We start from the raw sequence: 21,050 nt of genomic DNA, 5'->3' as shown, positions 1-21,050 counted from the left end.
GGCGGGACTGTTCGCAATGGTAAAAGAAACAGGCGCCGACCAGATGGTCGGCGCCTGTAGCTGTGCGGGGGACGGCTAGATGTTCATCAAGCCGACGGTCGGGATGATGGTGCAGCTGACCACCTTGCCCTCGGTCTTTGTGGTGACATTGCCGTAGATGGCCGAGATGACCCGGCCCTTACCGGTTTTCGCGATCGTGGTGAAAGTTCCGGGGCCCTCGGCGACGTTGATCTTCTCGTTGCGCTGCAGGCTCTGCTGGCCGGTCTTGCCGGTGTCGATGTTGACCCAGGCCACGGTCAGCGGGGCTTCTTTGTTGTTCAGTGCGGGCCCGGTGCCGAGGCTGGTGTAGACGAAGCCGGCTTCGCCGCGGGCGGGACCGGGAGCGGGTGCCTGCTGCGGTCCTGCGGTCGCGAGCGCGGTGCCCACGGAGTTGCCTCCGGGAATGCACCCGTTGCCCAGGGTCGGGTAGAGGAATTGCTGGATCACGGGTGCGCCGGGGCCGGTGGGAATTGCGGGACCGCCACCGCCGGTGCCCTCGAGGAAGCTGATGACACGATCCCAGATCTTCGCGAGGTCTGGCGGCAATCCGGAGTCGGCTGCCAGGGTCCTGGCGTTCGCCATCAGATCGGCATTGACCTTGCCGTCGGGGCCCGGGGTCGCGGCCGAACCGATGATCGCCGGGACGAACGCGCCCAGCGACTGCAGTGTGGCCTCGCTGACCTTGGGTGTCGGCGCCGGGGCCGGTGCGGCAGAGGCCGTGGCCGGCAGTGCGAGCGCAGCGCTGGCGGCAATCGCGACGGCCGTGACGACCCGGCGGGCGGAAAGGTTGGGCAACGGCTTGCGTGAACGCTTGCTGCTGCGACCTGTCGGCTCACTGAATAGCACTGTGTGGTGTCCCATCTTGCGTTGATTGCCCGCGATCTGACGGCTGGTGTGTAAATCGCCGTGCTGACGGTAACCGTTCCGTGACCATCCCGCCAACAGGGGGACGCGCCGCGAGAATCGATTTCTGTCGCCAGGGGACCATAGCGTGTTACTGGAGTGACTCATGGGGCTGGAGACACAATTGTTATGTGTCATTCGGGCCACGGCCACGCGCACTGGGCGAGAGCGGTGCGTCGAGTGCCTGGTTAGATCATTGATGACCAGGCACCACCGCACCTCTGGAGGCTCGATGCGTCGACGACATCAATTCGTAGCAGCGCTGATCGCTGCCGCGGTCGCCACGACCGCCTTGAGCGCCTGTGGCGACTCGGACACCAGCGACGAGGTGGTGTTGCTCACCCACGACTCGTTTGTGCTGCCGGACGAACTCCTGGCCACCTTCGAGGAGCAGACCGGATTGACCCTGAAGGTGGTCAGAGAAGCCGATGCGGGTCAGCTGTCCTCCTCGGTCGCCCTCACGGCCGGATCGCCTCGCGGCGACGCCGTGTACGGCATCGACAACACCTTCGCGTCCCGGGTCATCGACGCCGGTGCCCTGGTGGAGTACACCAGCCCCGACAACGCGCTCGGACCCGCCGACGACGCGTTGCCGCCCCCCAACCTGCTCACCGCCGTCGACCGGGGAGACGTCTGCGTGAACGTGGACAACACCTGGTTCGCCGACCGCAACCTGCCCGCACCCCAGAACCTGGCCGACCTCACCGATCCGCGGTACCGCGGGCTGACCGTCGCGATGGATCCCGCCACGTCATCACCCGGAATGGCGTTCCTGCTCGCGACCATCGCCGCCTACCCGGATGGGGTGAACGGCGGATGGCAGGGCTACTGGCAGCGACTGCGCGACAACGAGGTGGCCATCGCGCCCGGATGGACCGAGGCCTACAACCAGGAGTTCACCGCGGGTGAGGGCAAGGGCTCCAAGCCGATCGTCGTCTCCTACGCATCGTCGCCCGCGTTTCTCCCCACCACCACCGCCTTGCTCGACACCTGCTTCGAGCAGGTCGAGTACGCCGGCGTACTGCGCGGCGCGTCGAACGAAGACGGCGCCAAGAAGGTCATCGACTACTTGATCAGTGAGCCCGTTCAGGCGGCGCTTCCCGAGTCGATGTACGTCTACCCGGTCCGTGAAGGAACACCCCTGCCGGTCGACTGGGCTCAGCACGCTCCCGAGCCCGAGGCCGCCGCAACCATGCCCGCCGACGAGATCGCGACGAACCGCGAAGCGTGGCAACAGGAGTGGCGCACCGTGATGGGCCGCTGATCGAGGTGCCGACGGCTCGGCCGGCACATTCGGCCATTGTCGGCCGAGTGGCTGTGACGGCTCTGGGCGCCGCCCCGCTGGTGTTCGTGGCGGTGATGTTCGGCTGGCCACTCGTGGCCTTGGCGGAGCGGGCGTTCGCCGACGGCTCCGCGTCGAACCTGTGGCAGCTTCTCGACGGTGCCAACGCCGCACATCTGCTGTGGTTCACCGTCGCGCAGGCTGCCGCGTCCACTGCCCTCACCCTGCTGATCGGCCTTCCGCTCGCGTGGGTGCTGTCCACCTATGAACTCCGAGGTGCGCTGCTGCTGAGGGTGCTCGTCACCATCCCTTTTGTCCTGCCCACCGTTGTCGTCGGCGTAGCGTTCTCGGCTCTGCTGGGTGATCGCGCCCCGCTCGCCGGTTTGGATCTCGCCGCATCCGTCTGGGCAATCCTGTTGGCGCACATGTTCTTCAATGTCGCAGTGGTGGTGCGCACGGTCGGGTCGGTGTGGTCCGGAATCGATCCTCGTTCCGAGCAGGCCGCCCGGACTCTCGGAGCCGGACCCATCCGCGTGTTCCGCACGATCACCTTGCCCGCGTTGGCCCCGGCCATCGCCTCTGCGGCATCAGTGGTGTTCCTGTTCTGCGCGACCAGCTTCGGGGTCATCCTGATACTCGGTGGCGGCAGATTCAACACGCTGGAGACCGAGATCTACCGGCAGGCAATCGGTTTCTTCCAGCTACCTGCTGCGGTTGCGCTCTCGATGGTCCAGATCGTCGTGGTCGCGGTGGTGGTCGCGCTCAGCGCGATCCTCGGTCGCCGGGTCCGCGCGACAGCTGCTCCGCGATACCGCAGGCGGCCACGCGGCCGTGAGTGGCCGGTGATCGGCTCGATCCTCGGGGTGTCGGGGGTGATCCTGCTGGCCCCACCGGCAATCCTGGTGCTGCGCTCGGTGCGACCCACCGTGGGTGGGAACTGGAATCTGGACGGTTACCGGGCGCTGTCGGAGTCGGTGAACGGTCAGACACCACTGGACACCATGCGGTATTCACTGCTCAGTGCGACATGGGCGACGGTCATTGCGATGGCCCTCGGTCTTGCCGGCGCCGTTGCCATCTCCCGGGCGAGGGGGTGGTCGGGCAGTGCTGCAACGGTGATCACCATGCTCCCGCTGGGGGTCAGCGCGGTGACCGTCGGCCTCGGGTACCTCGTTGTCCTCACCGCGATGCCGCGGGAGGTGAGCACCTCGCCGGTCATCGTGCCCGCGGTGCAGGCCCTGATCGCGTGCCCACTGGTCATCCGGATCCTCGTGCCGGCCATGGGTCTGATCGACAGGCGGCTGCGTCAGGCGACGGCCACCCTGGGGGCCGGTCCGTTGCGGGTGTGGTGGACCGTCGACTTCCCGGTCATCAGGCGGGCACTATGCGCTGCAGCGGGTTTCGCTTTTGTCATCGCGCTCGGGGAGTTCGGGGCGACCAGTTTTGTCGCTCGTCCCGACACCACAACGGTGCCGGTACTGATCGGTTCGTCCCTTGCCCGGCCCGGGTCGGGCAACTTCGCGACCGCGATGGCCTGCTCGGTGATGATGCTGGTGGTGACCGCCGTGGTGGTCACCCTGATCGAGGTCGTCCGTCGCGAAGAACGGGGAGGCGAGTTCTGAGATGCTCCAATTATCCTCTGTGACAGTCGGTTATCGGTCCGAAACCGTCCTCGACGACCTCAGCTTGTCGATCGGCACCGAGGGATCGGCCATCACGGCACTGCTGGGTCCGTCGGGATGTGGCAAATCCACTCTCATCCGCGCCATCGCCGGCCTGGAACCGCTGACCGGCGGCACGATCACGTTCGACGGAGCGGATCTGGCGCCGATCGCGACTCATCGGCGCGACTTCGGGGTGGTGTTCCAGGACGGACAGTTGCTGCCCGGACGCAGCGTCGCAGACAACATCGGATACGGATTGCGTGCCCGGCGTTGGCGTAAAGATGCCACCGCCGCCCGGGTGGCAGAGATGCTGGACCTGGTTGATCTCTCCGGGTACGGGAACCGGCAGGTCGCCGAGTTGTCGGGTGGGCAGCAGCAGCGGGTGGCACTGGCCCGCGCTCTTGCCCCTCGTCCTCGCCTGTTGTTGCTCGACGAACCCCTTTCGGCCCTCGATCGGCAACTTCGTGAACGACTCGCTGTCGAGATCGCCGAGATCATCGACGCCACAGGCACTCCCACCATCGTGGTGACCCACGACCACACCGAGGCGGCGTTGATGGCCGACCACATCGCCGTGATGGACCGGGGTCGGATCATCCAGCACGACGACCCGGCGTCGTTGTGGCGCGCACCGCGAAACGAACGGGTCGCTCGGTTCATCGGGTGCACAACCATCTTCAAAGGGACCGTTCGCGCGGGTGTGTTGGACAGCGACCTCGGCGCGGTTGCGCTGGATGTTCCCGACGGGCAAGTGCGAATAGGGCTACGGCCGGATGCTGTCGCGGCCTTACCGCTTGCCGATGCCGGGCAGTCGGCGCCCGTCGGAACGGTGCGGCATGTGGCGTCGCTGCCGGAGGGCACACGAGTGCGGCTGTCGGTGGCGGGAATCGACGTGGATGCCGTGAGCAACGCTGCGGTGTCGTTGGGTGATCGGATGGCGATTGTGCTCGACGCACACCGGCTTGCGGTCATCACCGAACACAGCACGGAGGACGCCGATGCGTGAGGTCGTCGCCGGAGCAGTGATCGGGGATGGTCGGCTGCTGCTCGCGCAACGGACCTATCCCACGGAGGTCGCCGGGTTGTGGGAACTGCCGGGCGGAAAGGTCGAGGCGGGGGAGAGCCGTGAACAAGCTCTGCGCCGCGAACTCGGCGAGGAACTCGGCATCGAGGTACGAGTCGGTCGGCAACTAGGGGAGCCCGTACCGTTGCGCGCCGACCTCGTCTTGGTGGCGCTGGCCGCTGATCTGATCAAAGGGTCGCCCCGGCCGGCGGAACACTCGGCCGTGCGGTGGGTCGAGACCCCGGAACTCGAGTCGATGGCGGCGCGGGGTGAACTCGTGCCCGCGGACGCGGTCTGGCTCGATGACCTTGTTGAACTGTTGGCCGTCAGGCAGCGCGGGAACGAACCTTCTTGAGGGCTTTGGTGAGTTCCTTGTTGGACATGCCCTGATCAGCGAACTTCTGCATCTTGTGGATCACCACGGGGCAGCGCAGGCACCGGGTGGACGATCGGCAGCACTTCTTTTTCGCCTTCATGCTGCAGACGTCTGCCGCCTTCTTCTTGCCCACTGCTGACCTCTTCGTGTCGGTGCGTACCCGGAAAAGTTAGGTTAGCAGCACCTTAATTCTGGGGTCGATGTGTCCTGTGACGGCGCTCTCACCGGGGTACCGGATACCCTGTATTGGTCTGAGCACCTCGCTCGACCTTTTTGACATGCCCACTTCACGTCCGGAGAACTTCAGTGACTGCTGCCCCCAATTTCCGCAACGTCGCGATCGTTGCGCACGTCGACCACGGGAAAACCACCCTGGTTGATGCGATGCTGCGGCAATCGGGCGTTTTCGAGGAACGCGCCGAACTCGTCGATCGTGTGATGGATTCCGGCGACCTCGAACGGGAAAAGGGCATCACGATCCTGGCCAAGAACACCGCGGTGCACCGTCGTCAGCCCGACGGCACCGAAGTGGTCATCAATGTCATCGACACCCCCGGCCACGCCGACTTCGGCGGTGAGGTCGAGCGCGGCCTGTCCATGGTCGACGGTGTTGTGCTCCTGGTCGACGCGTCCGAGGGTCCGCTGCCGCAGACCCGGTTCGTGCTGCGTAAGGCACTCGCCGCGTCGTTGCCCGTGATCCTCGTCGTCAACAAGACCGACCGTCCGGATGCGCGTATCGCCGAGGTCGTCGAGGAGAGCCACGACCTCCTGCTCGACCTCGCGTCCGACGTCGACGACGAAGCCGCCGAGGCCGCCGAACTCGCTCTCGACCTGCCGGTCCTGTACGCCTCGGGTCGTGCGGGTATCGCCAGCACCACCGCTCCGGAGAACGGCCAGGTTCCCGATGGCGAGAACCTCGACGCACTCTTCGACGTGCTGCTCTCGTACGTCCCGGCCCCCAAAGGTGATCTCGACGCGCCTCTGCAGGCCCACGTCACCAACCTCGACGCCTCGGCGTTCCTCGGCAGGCTCGCGCTGGTCCGCCTCTACGCCGGCACCTTGAAGAAGGGCCAGACCGTCGCCTGGCTGCGTGAGGTCAACGGCGAGCCCGTCACCGAACGCGCCAAGATCACCGAACTGCTCGTCACCGTCGGCGTCGCGCGCACTCCCGCAGAAACCGCCGTCGCCGGCGACATCGTGGCCGTGGCCGGCATGCCGGAGATCATGATCGGCGACACCCTCGCCGACGTCGATCATCCGATCGCACTGCCCCGGATCACGGTCGATGAGCCGGCCATCTCGGTGACCATCGGCACCAACACCTCACCGCTGGTCGGTCGGGTCAAGGGGCACAAGCTCACCTCCCGCATGGTCAAGGACCGCCTCGACAGCGAGCTCGTCGGCAACGTGTCGTTGCGTGTCCTCGACATCGGTCGTCCGGACGCCTGGGAGGTCCAGGGTCGTGGTGAGCTCGCTCTGGCAATCCTTGTCGAGCAGATGCGACGCGAAGGCTTCGAGCTGACCGTCGGCAAGCCGCAGGTGGTCACCAAGCAGGTCGACGGCAAGCTGCACGAGCCGTTCGAGCATCTGACGATCGACGTACCCGAGGAGTACCTGGGTGCGGTCACGCAGCTGCTCGCCGCCCGTAAGGGTCGGATGGGCGACATGGCCAACCACGGCAGTGGCTGGGTCCGGATGGAGTTCGTCGTTCCTTCGCGCGGTCTGATCGGATTCCGCACCGACTTTTTGACCGAGACCCGTGGCACCGGTATCGCGAACGCGGTGTTCGACGGCTATGCGCCGTGGGCGGCGAGATCCGCGCCCGCCACACCGGTTCGCTGGTCTCGGACCGCGCCGGAACGGTCACGCCGTTCGCCATGATCCAGCTGGCCGACCGGGGAACGTTCTTCGTCGAGCCGGGCGCCGACACCTACGAGGGCATGGTCGTGGGTATCAACCCGCGCATGGAGGACCTCGACATCAACGTCACCAAGGAGAAGAAGCTGACCAACATGCGTCAGTCCTCCGCCGATGTGATGGAGACCCTCGCCAAGCCCATCAAGCTCGAACTCGAGGCTGCGATGGAGTTCTGTACCGACGACGAGTGTGTCGAGGTCACCCCGGAGGTCGTCCGGGTGCGCAAGGTCAACCTCGACTCGAACACCCGCGCACGTGAGCGGTCGAAGACCAAGGCCCGCAACCAGAGCGTCAGCTGACTCGCTGTGTGAGCTGACATCGGGCGAAGGATCGACGACGGGGAGTTGATGACGGGCGACGCTGCCGGACAATCGCGGTTGGATACCAAGGCGCTGAGGTGCTTGGGGCTCGTCGCGGCGTGTCTCATGCTCGTCACGGCGTGCGTCGCAGACCCGCCGCCCCCTGTGCAGCAGACCAATTCGGTCCCGCCCGAGCCCACCGAGCCGTCAGGCCAGGTGCTGTACGTCGCCACCGACTCGATCGGTATCGGCTTCAACCCGCACCTGGCCGCGGACCAGTCGGCGGTGACCACAGCGGTCGCGGCGATGACGTTGCCCAGTTCATTCCGGCCGGTCGCCGACGGCCCGCGGGTGGGATGGGTGATGGACCCGGCTCTGCTCACCAGCGCGGAGGTGACCGGCACCGCGCCGTTCACGATCACCTACCGCATCCACGAGGACGCCCAGTGGTCCGACGGGCTGCCGATCACCGCAGAGGATTTCATCTACCTCTGGCAGCAGATGTCGCGGCAACCCAACGTCACCGCGCCGGCCGGATATCGGCTGATCACCGATGTCCGCAGCGGCGGCGGTGGCAAAGAGGTCACCGCGACCTTCGCGGCGCCGTACCCGGCATGGCGGGAGCTGTTCAACGACCTCCTGCCGTCGCATGTGCTCAAGGGCGCTCCCGGTGGCTTCCAGTCGGGCATGGACAGCGGCTTCCCGGCGTCCGGAGGCCCCTTCACGATCAGCGGCATCGACCACAGCCGCGACGAGGTGCGGATGATCCGCAACGATCGGTTCTGGCTCAAGCCGGCAATCGTCGATCGGCTGACCCTTCGGCGCGCCGGAACCATCAGCCAGGTGGCGGATTCGATGCGCTCAGGCGACACGCGCGTCGCCGCGATCAGCGGCGGGCCGGCCCTGGGCGCCAACCTCGGCAGCATCGGCGGTGTCCAGACCGGGAAGGTGGCCCAGTCCCGCACGCTCGGGATCACGGTGAACACCCGAACCGACTCGATGGCCGATCTGGATCTGCGGCGGGCGGTGCTCGGTTCCATCGACACCCAGCTCGTCACCTACGCCGGCGCGGACGACACCGAGGTGCTGCCGGCCATGAACTCGGTGTACGCACCATCGGACCCGGGTTATTACCCCGTTCCGCGCACGGTTGCCACACCTCAGCAGATCGATGGGTGGATATCGGCCGCCGGGTATCGCCGGGGACTGGCCGAACCGCCGCCGACCCCGTCGGACGAATCGATCCCGTCGGATGCGCCGGGCTCGACGACAACGGAGACCACGACCACTGCACCCGGTTCGTCTGACGTGTCGGGCACACCGACCCCGCAGACCCCAGCCGGCGATCTGCCCCGCCTGCCCGTGGGCGTCCAGCAGGTGGAGCGGGACGGTGAACCCCTCATCGTGCGGGTTGCCTCGGTCAGCGGTGATCCAAGGACCGGCGCCGCGGCCGCGAACATCGTGGACCAGCTGGGCCGCTCGGGAATCCGCGCCGAGACCGTCAGCCTGTCCACCGCCGACCTCTACAGCTCGGCTCTGACCGGCCGTCAGGTCGACATCGTCGTGGGCTGGAGCCGCGCGGGCGAGTCGCCCGCCACCGCACTGGCATCGAACACCGAATGCCTCAGTACCGAGGCGACCACGGAGACATCGGTCTCGGGTGAACCCGGTCCCAGCCTGTCGGCGACACCCTCTCCCGGCCCCACCGAGTCGGCGTCGAGCTCGTCGCAGGCACCCGAGGAGCGCACCGAACCGCGGTACACCAGCAATGTGTCCGGTCTGTGCGACCCGGCACTGCAGGCGCTGTCGGCGCGGGCCATCTCGGCCGACGACCCCACCGAGGATCTCCGCGCCGCCCAGCGACTCCTCGACGACCAATCGGTGTATCTGCCCGTCTATCAGGACGTCCTCACCACGGCGGTATCGCCGCTGGTGACCGGCGCACCTGTCACCGGGCCGGTTCAGACGGGTATCTTCGGTGGGTCCGCGGGCTGGCAGCAGCAGACCGGAAACTGAAAAGAGAACTCTCACCTTGAACCGTTTGCTGTTCGTGCACGCCCATCCCGACGACGAGACCATCACCACCGGCGGCACAATCGCGAAGTACCTGGCCGACGGAGCAGAGGTCACCGTCGTCACCTGCACGCTGGGTGAGGAGGGCGAGGTGATCGGGGAACAGTGGAGTGGTCTGGCCGCAGACGGCGGTGCCGATCAGCTCGGGGGCTACCGGATCAGCGAACTGACCCGGGCCCTGGCGGAGCTGAGCGCTCCAGCGGCCGGATCCCTCGCACCGGTGTTCCTGGGCGGCGCCGGCCGGTGGCGTGACTCGGGCATGGCCGGGGCGCCGTCGAACGACCACCCGCGGGCATTCATCGGAGCCGGTACCGTACCGGCCGAGGTCTTGGCCGAGCTGATCTGTCAGACGCGTCCGCAGGTCCTCGTCGGTTACGACCCGGTGGGCAGCTACGGGCATCCCGACCACATCCAGGTGCATGCGATCTGCGCCCGGGCCATCGAGCTCGCGGCAGCGTCGGAGACCCGGCCGTGGACGGTGAGCAAGCACTACTGGACGGTGACCGAGGAGTCGGCGCTTGCCGACGGGCTGGCCTCTGCGCAGACGCGGGTGCCTTCGGGCTGGCGGATGCCGCTGGCGGGGAGCTGCCCAGCCATCCCGATGCCGAGGTGACGACGGCCATCGACGTGCGAGAGGTGTACGACCACAAGGTCCGGGCACTTGCCGCTCATGCGACACAGGTCACGGTGTCAGCGTCGGGTACCGAGTACGCGTTGTCCAACAACATCATTCAGCCCATCTTCGCCGAGGAACACTACATCTTGGTGTCCGGGGTCCAGGGGCCTACGGGGCCGGGAGGCCGTGAGCCGGACCTGTTCGGGGGCTGTGATGCGCAGGGCACTGCTGGTTTTCCTCTGGCTGGACGGATTCCTGGTCGGGATCGCCTCGGTGGCGTTCCTCCAGCTGACCATCGGCACCGTACAGATTCCGATCAGCGCCGTGGCGGCGGCCGCTGCGAACTGTGTGCTGCTGTGGTGTTGCGCGACGCTCACCGAGACCATGGCCCGATTCGGTGCTCTCATCGCGTTCGGGCTCGCCTTCTTCGTGGCCACCGCAAGTGGCCCCGGGGGTGATGCTCTGATGCCGCAGGACTGGCGAGCATTCGCGCTGCTGGGGCTGGGTGTGGGAGTTCCCGCATTCGTGTCGTACGCCGGACTGTTGCCCGCCGCCGACACCGGCAAGACCACCCCGGTCGCGGGGGCCAGGGAATGATCGGGCAGTCGGGGAGCATTATCTGATGGTGACCCCAGACCAGCTGACCTCAGAGGCGCAGACGGACGGGCAGGTGTCTGCAGCGGTGCACAACGCGTTGCAGCAAGCTCGCGATGGCGCCCTCAGCCCGGAACAGGCCACCACGTTGCTTGCAGTGCGCGGCGATGATCTCCAGCAGTTGTGTCGCATCGCCGCTGACCTACGTGACGTCGGGCTCGCAGAAGAAGGCCGCGACCGCCAGATCACCTACTCACGCAAGGTTTTCATCCCGCTGACACGCTTGTGCCGCGATCGCTGCCACTACTGCACCTTCGTCACGGTGCCGGGCAAACTCAGCCGTGCGGGCCACGGCATGTTCCTCGAACTCGACCAGGTTGTCGAGATCGCCCGGCAGGGTGCTGAATTGGGTTGCAAAGAAGCACTGTTCACCTTGGGGGACCGGCCAGAAGACCGGTGGCCCGAAGCGCAGCAGTGGCTCGACGAACGCGGCTACAGCTCCACCCTCGACTATGTCCGTGCCGCTGCCATCCGTGTTCTGGAAGAGACCGGCCTGCTGCCCCACCTCAATCCCGGGGTGATGAGTGCCGAAGAGATGTCGCGACTCAAGCCGGTCGCTCCATCGATGGGCATGATGCTCGAGACCACGGCACGCCGTCTCTTCACGGACCGGGGGAACTGTCACTACGGCAGTCCGGACAAGGACCCGGAGATCCGCAAGCGGGTACTTGTCGACGCGGGACGGATGTCCATACCGTTCACCACGGGGATCCTCGTCGGAATCGGGGAGAGTTTCGCCGAGCGTGCCGACTCTTTGATCGAGATCGGCAAGATACACAACATCTTCGGCAACATCCAAGAAGTCATCGTCCAGAACTTTCGGGCCAAGCCCGACACCGCGATGCGCGGGGTCGCCGACGCCGAGTTCGAGGAGTTCCTGGCGGCAGTCGCGGTGGCGCGCATCGTGCTCGGGCCGCGGATGCGAATCCAGGCTCCGCCGAATCTGGTCTCGCCTGCCGAGTGTGCAGCTCTGGTCTCGGCGGGCGTCGACGACTGGGGTGGTGTGTCGCCGTTGACGCCTGACCACGTCAATCCCGAACGGCCCTGGCCCAATCTGGAATCCCTGGCCGAGATCACCGCCGCCACGGGCTACACCCTCACCGAGCGCGTCACCGCGCAGCCGCGTTACGTCCTGCAAGGCGCGCCGTGGATCGATCCGGCTGTCGCGGGCCACGTGCAGGCGGTGGCGGATCCGACGACCGGCCTGGCCGCCGACATCCGTCCCAGCGGTCGGCCATGGGGTGTGGTTCGCGAGGCGGGCCGAGCCCCGGCTCGGGGTGTGCCGGACTTCGGCGCGGCGTTGGACCGTGCTCACGCCGACCCGGCCGGCTGCAGTCCCGACGACTACCTGACCTTGGCGCACGCCGATGGTGATGAGCTGGATGCTCTTGTCGCGCTGGCTGATTCGCTGCGTCGACAGACCGTCGGCGATGACGTCACCTACGTTTCCAGCCGCATCATCAACACCGTGTCCGTGTGCGAACCCGGCTGCCGATACTGCGCGACCTCCACCCACTCGGCTCTGTCGGCCGAGGAGGTCGCCGACAGGGCCTGGGAAGCATCGATCGCCGGGGTGGATGAGGTCTGCATTCGAACCGACTCCAACGCCACCGCCGCAGAGTGCTGTCAGTACATCCGCGCCATCAAGGCGCGGGTGCCGTTCATGCACGTGAGCCTCCTGGTCCCCGAGACGATCGGCGTCGCGGTCCGTGCGGGCGGGACGGTGGCCCGCACCCTCCTGGCCGAACTGCGTGACGCGGGCCTCGACCACATCGGTGGCGCAGCGGGATTCAGCATGGGGGCAAACGCCCTCTCGGTGGCCCACGAGCTGGGGCTGCGTTCCACCGCGACCCTGGTCTACGGCCACGGGGACGGTCCGTCCGACTGGGTACGTGAGTTGGGCCTGGTGCGCGAGATGTTCGACCGCACCGAGGGATTCATCGACTTCGTGCCGCTTCCGTTCTCACACGCCGGAGCCCCCGCCCCGTCTGTGGATGCCACCAAACCGACGATCCGCGACAGTCGGGCAGTGCACGCTCTGTCGCGTGTGATGTTGCACGGTCGGATTTCGACGATCGGAACCAGTCTGCGCGGTCTCGGGGTGGCGGATGCGCAGTTGATGCTGCAGAGTGGCGCAAGCGATCTGGGGCGGACGGCAATCGAGGAAACCATCGCGCGATCAACCGGGTCGCATCATGGACTCGCGTGGACACCCGCAGAGATGCGGTCCATGGCTGGAGCAATCGGCCGACCAGCGCAGGAGCGAATCGTCGCCGGCGTCCGAAAAGAGAGTGCCGCATGAAGTTACCGCTGCCGCCGGCGAAGCACCTGAGTGATCACGAGGTCGCCCGGTTGTTGTACACGGCCACCGGGTTGATCGATCCCGCACTCGGGGCGGTGGAGCACCTCGATCCTCTGGGGATCAAGCACAGGACGTTTCGGGGACCCGAACAGCAGGCCATGTCCGCGTCGGAGGTGCCCGCCGAGGGAATCGCGAAATTGATTGCGGCCTTGGACGACTCACTCGTCAAGGTCACCGATGCTTCCGGCTTCCCGGGGACGGCGAAGTGGGAGAGCTGGACCGCTGATCAGCGCCGCGACTGGTGGGTCGGCCGTATGGGAACGGTGACCACGGCCCTGGTGGCCTATCCCGGGGTGTTCGGCGTGATCGCCAATCGGCTGCCGATCCAGGTGATCGCCGGATTCGTGCAGCAAGCGGTCGTGCTGTGCGCGGTCGCACGGGCATACGGCATCGACGACCGTCATGCGCAGACCGACCTGCTCGCCCACGTGCTCTGCCGCCGGAAACTGGATTCGCGTGCGTTGCTGCGCAATGAGTCGGCAGACGAAGGTCACGCCTCGGTGTGGGACAGGCTGGCCACATCCCGTGCCATCGTCGGTGAGTTGGGTCGTCGTCCGTCGCCGCGTCAACCCTGGCGGATGTTGGGTGCCCTACCGGTCATCGGCGCCGTGGCCGATTTCATCGGCGAGCACTCCGCCCTTCGTCGGGCCACGGACTCCGCGGTGGAGAAGATCCGGCACAACAGCTGACCGGGGGTCAACGGGCAGGCTCGGCCAGCCCGGCTTCGACGAGTGCCTCGAATCCTCCGACCACGTCGGTGGCCCGGTGGAGGCCGAGTTCCTGCAGCGACGCGGCGGCCAGGCTCGACGTGTATCCCTGCGAGCACAGCACGATCCATTGGACGTCATGGTCGACCGCTCGGGTGATGCGGGCGTCGGAAGTGGGATCGAGTCGCCATTCGAGAACGTTGCGTTCGATGATAAGGGCACCGTCCACTTCGCCCTCGGCGGCGCGTTGGGCTGCGGGCCGGATGTCGACGAGCACGCCACCGTGTTCGACGGCGATCGGTACGTCCGCCGCTTCCAGGCGCACCAGGCCCTCCCGCGCACGGGCCAGCATCTCATCGATCGTCAGACGTGTTGTCACCGAACTCATGCTGCCCCACCGTCGGTGAGTACGGTCTTGGTCCGGCGTAGTGACTGCGAACTCATGCTGCCCCGCCGTCGGTGAGTACGGTCTTGGTCCGGCGAAGTGACTGCGAGTCGGTGACTTCGTAGTAGGACATCGCGGTCAACGGTGGTGAGTACGCGTGCACGCTGAGCGTCGGCTCGCTGGTCACCTCGCGGGTGGGGCTGCGGACCACGTCGTGGACCCAGCCCAGCGGGAACGAGGCCTGGTCGCCTTCGTCGAGAGTGCGGGCCCGGAGGGTGGACCCGGTCCACCGGTATTCGGTCAGTGCGCCGGACAGCACAGTGAGCGCGCCCAGCGAACCGGCATGGTCGTGCAGGTCGGTTGATTCGTCGGGAGTCCAGCTGATCAGCCAGATGTCGACATCGTCGTCATGATGCAGACGCGTTGCCCACCGGTTCTCCCGGTCCCAGTACTTGGGCAGCAGGTCGTCGTGGCGGCCGTCGAGTACGTCACTCGCGCTCTGGTCGGTCAGCCGCAGCAGATCGGCCGGTCGCAACCGTGTCGGGAAGTGGTGGGTGGGTACTGCGGCGGTGGAGAGCGGACGGTTCAGTGTGGAGGTCATGGCAGGTGCTCCTGGGAAAGTCGAATGGTGCGTGGTCGCTGGGTCAGCGACAACACATTCGGTTCCACAGGGACATCTGGCGCACGGTCACGTCACCCAGGATGGATCGCGCACGCCGGACTGCACAGGGTTAGGACCGTCGTGATTTCAATCGAGGCCCGACTGATGGGGATAAAGGCCACCTTCCCTCACCCGGTTTTGACTTGATATGTGCAACGCGGATACTAGGAGGCGACAAGCGGGCAGTCTGCCGTCCTTTTTTGTGGTGGAGGGCGTGCCCGCTTTTGAGCGCGTGCAGCCCACGCGCGAGTAGCGAAGACGAGGAGGGTGGTCGGTGACCTATATCATCGCTGAGCCTTGCGTTGATGTGTTGGACAAGGCATGCGTCGAGGAATGCCCTGTCGACTGCATCTATGAGGGCGAACGGATGCTTTACATCCAGCCCGACGAATGTGTCGACTGTGGTGCGTGCGAGCCGGTGTGCCCGGTGGAGGCCATCTTCTACGAAGACGATGTGCCGGACGAGTGGGAACCGTATGTCAACGCCAACGTCGACTTCTTCGATGATCTCGGTTCGCCTGGCGGTGCCAGCAAGGTGGGCAAGGTTGCGCACGACTCACCGTTCGTCAAAGCGCTGCCTCCGATGAACACCGAGGACTGACTGCCCGATGACAGTGGTGCGTGGCCGCGAACCGGTTTCCAGGCGGCTTCCGGATTTCCCCTGGGACACCCTCGCGGCCGCGAAGGCTCGGGCGACGGAGCATCGCGACGGGATCGTCGATCTCTCCGTGGGGACGCCGGTGGACCCGGTTGATCCGCTGATCCGGTCGGCACTGGCCGAGGCGTCGGGTTTCCCCGGCTATCCGGTGACCATCGGGACACTCGAGGTCCGCAACGCCGCGGTGGCCGCTCTTGCGCGCCGGCACGCGGTTCCCGGTCTCGACGAGACCATGATCCTGCCGGTGATCGGCACCAAAGAGGTCATCGCCGGTCTGCCGTCGACTCTGGGTATCGGGCCGGGCGATCAAGTGGTGATTCCCGAAATCGCTTATCCCACTTATGAAGTCGGTGCCCTGCTTGCCGGTGCGGAGCCGGTTCGCGCTGATTCGCTCACGCAGCTCGGACCGAGTTCGCCTGCCCTCCTGTACCTGAACTCGCCGTCGAACCCCACCGGGAAGGTCCTCGGGCTCGAGCACCTCCGCAAGGTGGTCCAGTGGGCGCGCGAGCGCGGGACGATCGTGGTGTCGGACGAGTGCTACCTGGGCCTGGCGTGGGACGACGAACCGCTGTCGATCCTCGACCCACGGGTCACCGACGGTGATCCGACCGGTCTGCTGGCGGTCCATTCGCTGTCCAAGACGTCGAACCTGGCGAGCTACCGTGCTGGTTTCCTCGCCGGCGACCCGGCGCTGATCGGGGAGCTGCTGGCCGTGCGCAAACACGCGGGCCTGATGGTCCCGTACGCGATGCAGGCGGCGATGGCCGCAGCGCTCGGCGACGATCATCACGTCGACGCCCAGCGGGAGCGTTACCGCGCCCGCCGCGAAACTCTCGCGGCGGCCGTTCGCGGCGCAGGGCTGCGGATCGATGAATCGGCCGCAGGTCTGTATCTGTGGGCGACCCGGGACGAGCCGTGCCGAGACACCGTCGACTGGCTTGCCGATCGCGGCATCCTCGTCGCCCCAGGCGATTTCTACGGCCCGCGTGGCGTGCGCCATGTACGGTTCGCGCTGACCGCCACCGACGAACGGATTACGGCTGCGGCCACCCGCCTGGCGTCCTGACCTGCAGATATATCACCTGTTGCCAATCTGAGACCGTTCCGTTACCCCATCTCGGCCACTTTGGGCGAAGCTGTCTTCAGTCAGCTGGATCGATTGTCGAAACAGCTACCGTTACAAGGGATTCGAATGGCCGACGCCGTCCACTCGTGACCGGGTGAGGAGGCGTGATGAGCACACAGCTGACCGGATCTTCAATCGCGTGGCGAGCCCCGATCTCCGACCTGCTCAACGATCTCGCGGATACGGGGTCCCTGCGCTTCACCGAGGTGGTCGCCGAGAACATGACGCCCGGCGTGTTGCCGGACGGAGTGACCGATCTGCGCGCCCGGGGAGTGGCGATCGTGGCGCACGGCGTCAGCCTCGGGCTTGCCGGGGCCGATCTACCCGACCCGGGGCGCTTGCGCCGACTGGCCGAACTCGCACGTGAACTCGAGTCGCCGGTGGTCAGCGAGCACATCGCGTTCGTCCGGGCCGCGGACTCGCCCGATCCGCTACATGGCGACGTCCTGGAAGCCGGTCACCTGTTGCCGCCTCCCCGAACACGCGCGGCGTTGACAATCCTGTGTGACAACATCTCCCGCGCCCAAGACGCAGTGGGTGTGCCGCTGGCACTGGAGAACATCGCGGCGCTGATCGCCTGGCCGGAGGATGAGTTCGACGAACCCGACTATCTCGCCGAGATCGTCCGGCGCACGGGGGCACAGTTGGTTCTGGACGTGGCCAACCTCTTCTCGAGCGCCGTCGCGCAGGGGAGTGATCCGCTGCGGCAGTTGCTGCGATTCCCGTTGTCGCACATCGCCTATGTGCACACCGCAGGCGGCCGTTACCGCCACGGGCGATATGTGGACACCCATGGCGATCCGATGGTGGACGATGTGACGACGTTGCTCACGCAGTTCGTGGCGGGATGCCACCGGGCGCGGGTTCGGGTTCCCGGGATCATGCTCGAACGTGACACGGACATCAGGCCCGAGACGGTCTTGCCGGGTTTGCGCGCGATCGACGCCGCGATCGAGGAAGGCCGGGTCCGTGAAGTCGACCACTGCGCTTGACCGAGAACGCGCGGCGCTCGCCGCCCGGCAACGCGAGGTGGTGGGTGACCTGTTGGCAGGCCGGGTCCCCGCCGGCTTCGACCGCGTCGGATCGCTGCTGACGAGCGACATCCTGGTCGGGAAGCGAGCGTCGGCAGCGCTGCGTGCCGGCCCGCAACTCGAAGCTCTCCCGCGCTGGCGTTCGCGGTTCGGTCAGTTCGGTAGAGAGAACCCGCTTCGTGGGTGCGCGCATGATGACGTGGCCGCTTTCACGTTGTGGCTCGAGCGTCGCGACGATCTAGACCCGGAGGAATCAGATTGGCTCGCGGTCGAAAAGGTGTACGCCGGTGTCCGGCGGATCGCTTGGGTGCGCTACCGCGGACGTCGAGAACTGGTGATCGGAATGGGTTCGGCGACATGGCATCTGTCAGGGTCGCGTCCAAGAGTTGTCGACGAGGAGGGGTTGTCATGAACGCACTGTTCATAGCTCTGGCGGTGGGGATACCGGCTCTGCTGTTCGTCTTGCTGACCCGATCGATGCAGCCGGGGCGCCGCCGCAGGCGTCGTGGAGGCTGGTCCGGCGACGGCGGCGGGTGGATCGGCGGTTCCGACGGGGGAGGTCACGGCGATGGCGGGTTCGGCGGTGGTTCGTGTGGAAGCAGTTGTGGCGGCGGCGGTGGCTCGTCGAGTGGTGGCGGTGGCTGCGGGAGCAGCGGTTAGAGAGGCGAGGCGATGACAATTCTGATCGTGATCGGTGCGTGTTTGGCCGGCGGGGCGTTGATCGCCCTCATCGCCGTGGTCGGTTCCCGCTCGTCCAGATCGGCCGATCGGTATCGGGCTCCGGGCCGGGGACCCTGGTACGGCTCGCCGTACAACAATCTCGGCGGCGGTGGGAATGGGTCGACGAACCACGGGAACACCAGCTGGAACGATTCGTCGGGACCTTGGCACAGCAACAGCTGCGGATCGGGCCACCAACACAACTGCAGCTCGAGCAGCTCGTGCAGCAGTTCAGGATCGTGCAGTTCGGGGAGTTCTTGTAGTTCCGGGAGCTCCTGTGGCTCGGGGTGTGGTGGTGGCGGAGGCGACTGACCGTCGACTCCGCCGCACCTCCTCGAGCGTCAGTTCGCGTGGAGTGCCGCGTTCAGTTCGATTCCATCGCCCTTCCATGGGGCCACCTCCACGGCGCCGGTGGTGCTGTTGCGACGGAACAAGATGTTGCTCTTGCCCGACAACTCCCGCGCCTTGACCACGGTGCCGTCAGGTCCGGTGACCTTGGTGCCCGCGGTCACGTAGAGGCCCGCTTCGATCACGCAGTCGTCCCCGAGCGCGATACCGCACCCGGAGTTCGCCCCCAGCAGGCAACGCTCGCCGAGTGAGATGATCTCTTTGCCGCCGCCGGACAGGGTGCCCATCGTCGACGCGCCACCGCCGACGTCCGACCCGTCGCCGACGATGACCCCGGCAGAGATCCGGCCCTCGATCATCGACTGTCCGAGTGTTCCGGCGTTGTAGTTCACGAAACCCTCGTGCATCACCGTTGTTCCCTCGGCAAGATGCGCACCGAGCCGTACGCGGCCGGCGTCTGCGATCCGGACTCCGCTCGGCACAACGTAATCGACCATCCTGGGGAACTTGTCGATGCCATACACCGTGACGTCTCCGCGGCCCCGGAGCTTGGCGCGGGTCAGCTCGAAGCCCTCGACGGCACACGGGCCGAAGTTGGTCCACACCACATTCGACAGCTTCCCGAAGATCCCGTCCATGTTTGCGCCCCGGGGAACGACGAGTCGATGCGAGAGCAGATGCAGTCGCAGGTATGCGTCGTGCGCGTCGGAAGGTGGATCGGCCAGCACGATCGAGGTGCGGACCGCCACGGTGCGCACACCGCGGTCGGTGTCACTGCCCACGAGAGAGCTGAGGTGGGCGGGTACGTCGTCGCCTTCGAGGAGATCTGTACCGGATTCGGTCACCTCGGTGAGTTCGGGCGAGGGATACCAGGTGTCGAGGACCGCCCCGTCATCGGTGATGGTGGCGATGCCGATGGCTGAGGCTCCAGATGCGTTGGTCACGGGTCATGAGTTTACGCGGAGCAACTTCACGCAGGACAATCCAGAGTGTGTCCGAATCCGTCACCTACCACGAACGTCGCTCGTCGCTGGTGCCCGCGACGATCTGGTGGCGCAGCGGCCCGGCAGGTCCCACCGAGATATTGCCGGATGGGTGCATGGACCTGATATGGACGGGAACAGATCTGATGATCGCCGGACCGGACACCCGGCCCGTCGTCGTGGAGGGATCGCGCACGGCAGATATGACCGCTGTGCGATTCGAGCCGGGCATGGCCCCCGTCGTCTTCGATTGTGCTGCAGACGAACTGCTCAACAGCAGGGTCGCGCTCGCCGATGTGTTGTCGGCCCGGGCGGCACGTCTGCTCACCGAACAGTTGGCGTGCGCCGCGGATCCTGCAGCAGTACTACAGAGATGCGCCGCCGACCGCCTCGCCCGGAGGCCGCCCCCGCGATGGCTCCGTCCGGCGACGGCACTGTTGGCGGATGGTCAACCGGTGAGCCGGGTCGCCGACGAGGTGAGCGTGAGCCCTCGTCAGCTCCAGCGATGGTCACGGCACCACTACGGGTACGGCGCCAAGACGCTCGCCCGGATCCTCCGGGTGGATTCGGCGCTGGATGGTCTACGGGCCGGGGCCCCGCTCACAGAGGTGGCCCACTCGACCGGATACGCCGACTACGCGCACATGTTCCGCGAGGTCCGGGCGGTCACCGGGAAACCCCCGACCCATTTTGCGCGTGGTCAGGTCGAGGGGGCGTAGAAGTCGACGCTGTTCCCATCGGGATCGACGACGGTCGCGTAGCGCTGGCCCCAGAACGCGTCGAACGGTTCGAGCCGGCCGGTGTGTCCGGCTCCGGTCAGTTCCGCGTATCGAGAATCCACCTCGGCCGGGTCAGCGCATTCGAATGCCAACGAGATCCGTCCACCCTTCGCGAGCGTCGACCATGCGGGGTCGAACTCGGCGATGCTGCGGGCGGTGTCGAGCAGGATCCGGAATCCCCCGAATGCAGTCGACTCGGTATGAGGGGCATCAACCCCGTCGTCTGCGAACTCGAGACCACACGCTCGGTAGAACGCGATCGAGGCGGCCATGTCTTCGACCACGATGGACAGCGCATTGAGGATCGGCATCGGCGTTTTCATGAGCGTCAACGTATTTGCCTGGCCGGGCATCGGTCATGAACGTTTCGGACGACGTGGACAACTCGTGCGGGGGAGCGGTGG

Annotated in this window: 20 protein-coding genes and 2 pseudogenes; 16 read left to right on the top strand and 6 right to left on the bottom strand. The window is 66.5% G+C overall.

Annotation, left to right across the window (positions count from 1 at the left end; all coding sequences use genetic code 11):
- Nucleotides 1–75 precede the first annotated feature (75 nt).
- The gene (locus MVA47_RS20995) at nt 76–885 is read right to left on the bottom strand and encodes a hypothetical protein (protein ID WP_374474439.1); all 810 of its coding nucleotides are present in this window, start codon (nt 883–885) and stop codon (nt 76–78) included.
- A gap of 289 nt (nt 886–1,174) precedes the next feature.
- Between MVA47_RS20995 and MVA47_RS20990 the strand changes: the two genes are divergently transcribed.
- The 4 genes from MVA47_RS20990 (at nt 1,175) to MVA47_RS20975 (ending at nt 5,306) form a co-directional block, all read left to right on the top strand.
- The gene (locus MVA47_RS20990; RefSeq protein ID WP_247209747.1) at nt 1,175–2,206 is read left to right on the top strand and encodes a thiamine ABC transporter substrate binding subunit; all 1,032 of its coding nucleotides are present in this window, start codon (nt 1,175–1,177) and stop codon (nt 2,204–2,206) included.
- 95 nt (nt 2,207–2,301) lie between these two features.
- Nucleotides 2,302–3,846: an iron ABC transporter permease gene (locus MVA47_RS20985; RefSeq protein WP_247210975.1), complete on the top strand. Its 1,545-nt coding sequence runs from the start codon at nt 2,302–2,304 to the stop codon at nt 3,844–3,846.
- 1 nt (nt 3,847) lies between these two features.
- Nucleotides 3,848–4,894 carry an ABC transporter ATP-binding protein gene (locus MVA47_RS20980; RefSeq protein WP_247209746.1) on the top strand — a complete coding sequence of 349 codons (1,047 nt, stop codon included), beginning with the start codon at nt 3,848–3,850 and terminating at the stop codon, nt 4,892–4,894.
- Complete coding sequence (locus MVA47_RS20975; protein WP_247209745.1) at nt 4,887–5,306, top strand: (deoxy)nucleoside triphosphate pyrophosphohydrolase; 420 nt, start codon at nt 4,887–4,889, stop codon at nt 5,304–5,306. Before MVA47_RS20980 ends, MVA47_RS20975 begins: the two co-directional genes overlap by 8 nt.
- Here the strand turns inward: MVA47_RS20975 and MVA47_RS20970 are convergent.
- On the bottom strand, nt 5,278–5,460 hold the full coding sequence (locus MVA47_RS20970; RefSeq protein WP_033335720.1) for a hypothetical protein: 183 nt from the start codon (nt 5,458–5,460) through the stop codon (nt 5,278–5,280). The genes MVA47_RS20975 and MVA47_RS20970 overlap by 29 nt on opposite strands.
- 173 nt (nt 5,461–5,633) lie before the next feature.
- On the opposite strand from MVA47_RS20970, the pseudogene typA reads away from it, so the two are divergent.
- The 6 genes and pseudogenes from typA (at nt 5,634) to MVA47_RS20940 (ending at nt 13,937) form a co-directional block, all read left to right on the top strand.
- Nucleotides 5,634–7,543, top strand: a pseudogene (gene typA / locus MVA47_RS20965) (translational GTPase TypA).
- Between the two features lie 48 nt (nt 7,544–7,591).
- Nucleotides 7,592–9,559, top strand: a complete 1,968-nt coding sequence (locus MVA47_RS20960; RefSeq protein ID WP_247209744.1) for an ABC transporter family substrate-binding protein — start codon at nt 7,592–7,594, stop codon at nt 9,557–9,559.
- Between the two features lie 16 nt (nt 9,560–9,575).
- Nucleotides 9,576–10,441 (top strand): annotated as a pseudogene (gene mshB, locus MVA47_RS20955) (N-acetyl-1-D-myo-inositol-2-amino-2-deoxy-alpha-D-glucopyranoside deacetylase); the annotation flags it as partial.
- 4 nt (nt 10,442–10,445) lie between these two features.
- Complete coding sequence (locus MVA47_RS20950) at nt 10,446–10,829, top strand: facilitated glucose transporter (RefSeq protein ID WP_247211088.1); 384 nt, start codon at nt 10,446–10,448, stop codon at nt 10,827–10,829.
- A gap of 25 nt (nt 10,830–10,854) precedes the next feature.
- On the top strand, nt 10,855–13,188 hold the full coding sequence (gene cofG / locus MVA47_RS20945; RefSeq protein WP_247209743.1) for a 7,8-didemethyl-8-hydroxy-5-deazariboflavin synthase CofG: 2,334 nt from the start codon (nt 10,855–10,857) through the stop codon (nt 13,186–13,188).
- Entirely contained in the window at nt 13,185–13,937 is a 753-nt protein-coding gene (locus tag MVA47_RS20940) for a hypothetical protein (protein WP_247209742.1), read from the top strand. Before cofG ends, MVA47_RS20940 begins: the two co-directional genes overlap by 4 nt.
- A 7-nt stretch (nt 13,938–13,944) precedes the next feature.
- Here MVA47_RS20940 and MVA47_RS20935 read toward each other — a convergent pair whose 3' ends face one another.
- Both MVA47_RS20935 and MVA47_RS20930 read right to left on the bottom strand, forming a co-directional pair.
- Entirely contained in the window at nt 13,945–14,343 is a 399-nt protein-coding gene (locus tag MVA47_RS20935) for a rhodanese-like domain-containing protein (protein ID WP_247209741.1), read from the bottom strand.
- 52 nt (nt 14,344–14,395) lie between these two features.
- Nucleotides 14,396–14,941, bottom strand: a complete 546-nt coding sequence (locus MVA47_RS20930; protein WP_247209740.1) for a cysteine dioxygenase family protein — start codon at nt 14,939–14,941, stop codon at nt 14,396–14,398.
- A 334-nt stretch (nt 14,942–15,275) separates the two neighbouring features.
- Here MVA47_RS20930 and fdxA point away from each other — a divergent pair, with 334 nt between their 5' ends.
- From fdxA to MVA47_RS20905, 5 genes are all read left to right on the top strand, one after another.
- Nucleotides 15,276–15,602, top strand: coding sequence for a ferredoxin (gene fdxA, locus MVA47_RS20925; RefSeq protein ID WP_247209739.1), 327 nt, complete (start codon nt 15,276–15,278; stop codon nt 15,600–15,602).
- A 7-nt stretch (nt 15,603–15,609) separates the two neighbouring features.
- Entirely contained in the window at nt 15,610–16,725 is a 1,116-nt protein-coding gene (gene dapC, locus MVA47_RS20920; protein ID WP_247209738.1) for a succinyldiaminopimelate transaminase, read from the top strand.
- Between the two features lie 167 nt (nt 16,726–16,892).
- On the top strand, nt 16,893–17,777 hold the full coding sequence (locus tag MVA47_RS20915) for a DUF692 family multinuclear iron-containing protein (protein WP_247209737.1): 885 nt from the start codon (nt 16,893–16,895) through the stop codon (nt 17,775–17,777).
- Nucleotides 17,755–18,228, top strand: a complete 474-nt coding sequence (locus MVA47_RS20910; protein WP_247209736.1) for a hypothetical protein — start codon at nt 17,755–17,757, stop codon at nt 18,226–18,228. The genes MVA47_RS20915 and MVA47_RS20910 overlap by 23 nt, the downstream gene beginning before the upstream one ends.
- Nucleotides 18,225–18,476: a hypothetical protein gene (locus MVA47_RS20905; RefSeq protein ID WP_247209735.1), complete on the top strand. Its 252-nt coding sequence runs from the start codon at nt 18,225–18,227 to the stop codon at nt 18,474–18,476. Before MVA47_RS20910 ends, MVA47_RS20905 begins: the two co-directional genes overlap by 4 nt.
- A 401-nt stretch (nt 18,477–18,877) precedes the next feature.
- Here the strand turns inward: MVA47_RS20905 and dapD are convergent, their stop codons facing one another.
- Nucleotides 18,878–19,828, bottom strand: a complete 951-nt coding sequence (dapD, locus tag MVA47_RS20900) for a 2,3,4,5-tetrahydropyridine-2,6-dicarboxylate N-succinyltransferase (RefSeq protein WP_247209734.1) — start codon at nt 19,826–19,828, stop codon at nt 18,878–18,880.
- A 47-nt stretch (nt 19,829–19,875) separates the two neighbouring features.
- Here dapD and MVA47_RS20895 point away from each other — a divergent pair, with 47 nt between their 5' ends.
- Nucleotides 19,876–20,586: an AraC family transcriptional regulator gene (locus tag MVA47_RS20895; RefSeq protein ID WP_247209733.1), complete on the top strand. Its 711-nt coding sequence runs from the start codon at nt 19,876–19,878 to the stop codon at nt 20,584–20,586.
- Here the strand turns inward: MVA47_RS20895 and MVA47_RS20890 are convergent.
- Nucleotides 20,568–20,969, bottom strand: coding sequence for a VOC family protein (locus MVA47_RS20890; RefSeq protein WP_247209732.1), 402 nt, complete (start codon nt 20,967–20,969; stop codon nt 20,568–20,570). The two genes, MVA47_RS20895 and MVA47_RS20890, sit on opposite strands and share 19 nt — an antisense overlap.
- Between the last annotated feature and the right edge of the window lie 81 nt (nt 20,970–21,050).

Origin of the sequence: Williamsia sp. DF01-3, from assembly GCF_023051145.1 — a bacterium.
Classification (GTDB): domain Bacteria; phylum Actinomycetota; class Actinomycetes; order Mycobacteriales; family Mycobacteriaceae; genus Williamsia.
The sequence above is the reverse complement of the archived record's forward strand: the minus strand, read 5'-3'. Positions and strand labels throughout refer to the sequence as shown.

Excerpts from the sequence above, each read along its gene's own strand:
- MVA47_RS20990 (WP_247209747.1), top strand. The coding sequence starts at position 1,175 with ATGCGTCGACGACATCAATTCGTAGCAGCGCTGATCGCTGCCGCGGTC.
- MVA47_RS20985 (WP_247210975.1), top strand. The coding sequence starts at position 2,302 with ATGTTCGGCTGGCCACTCGTGGCCTTGGCGGAGCGGGCGTTCGCCGAC.
- MVA47_RS20980 (WP_247209746.1), top strand. The coding sequence starts at position 3,848 with ATGCTCCAATTATCCTCTGTGACAGTCGGTTATCGGTCCGAAACCGTC.
- MVA47_RS20975 (WP_247209745.1), top strand. The coding sequence starts at position 4,887 with ATGCGTGAGGTCGTCGCCGGAGCAGTGATCGGGGATGGTCGGCTGCTG.
- MVA47_RS20960 (WP_247209744.1), top strand. The coding sequence starts at position 7,592 with ATGACGGGCGACGCTGCCGGACAATCGCGGTTGGATACCAAGGCGCTG.
- MVA47_RS20950 (WP_247211088.1), top strand. The coding sequence starts at position 10,446 with ATGCGCAGGGCACTGCTGGTTTTCCTCTGGCTGGACGGATTCCTGGTC.
- cofG (WP_247209743.1), top strand. The coding sequence starts at position 10,855 with ATGGTGACCCCAGACCAGCTGACCTCAGAGGCGCAGACGGACGGGCAG.
- MVA47_RS20940 (WP_247209742.1), top strand. The coding sequence starts at position 13,185 with ATGAAGTTACCGCTGCCGCCGGCGAAGCACCTGAGTGATCACGAGGTC.
- MVA47_RS20935 (WP_247209741.1), bottom strand. The coding sequence starts at position 14,343 with ATGAGTTCGGTGACAACACGTCTGACGATCGATGAGATGCTGGCCCGT.
- MVA47_RS20930 (WP_247209740.1), bottom strand. The coding sequence starts at position 14,941 with ATGACCTCCACACTGAACCGTCCGCTCTCCACCGCCGCAGTACCCACC.
- dapC (WP_247209738.1), top strand. The coding sequence starts at position 15,610 with ATGACAGTGGTGCGTGGCCGCGAACCGGTTTCCAGGCGGCTTCCGGAT.
- MVA47_RS20915 (WP_247209737.1), top strand. The coding sequence starts at position 16,893 with ATGAGCACACAGCTGACCGGATCTTCAATCGCGTGGCGAGCCCCGATC.
- MVA47_RS20905 (WP_247209735.1), top strand. The coding sequence starts at position 18,225 with ATGAACGCACTGTTCATAGCTCTGGCGGTGGGGATACCGGCTCTGCTG.
- MVA47_RS20890 (WP_247209732.1), bottom strand. The coding sequence starts at position 20,969 with ATGAAAACGCCGATGCCGATCCTCAATGCGCTGTCCATCGTGGTCGAA.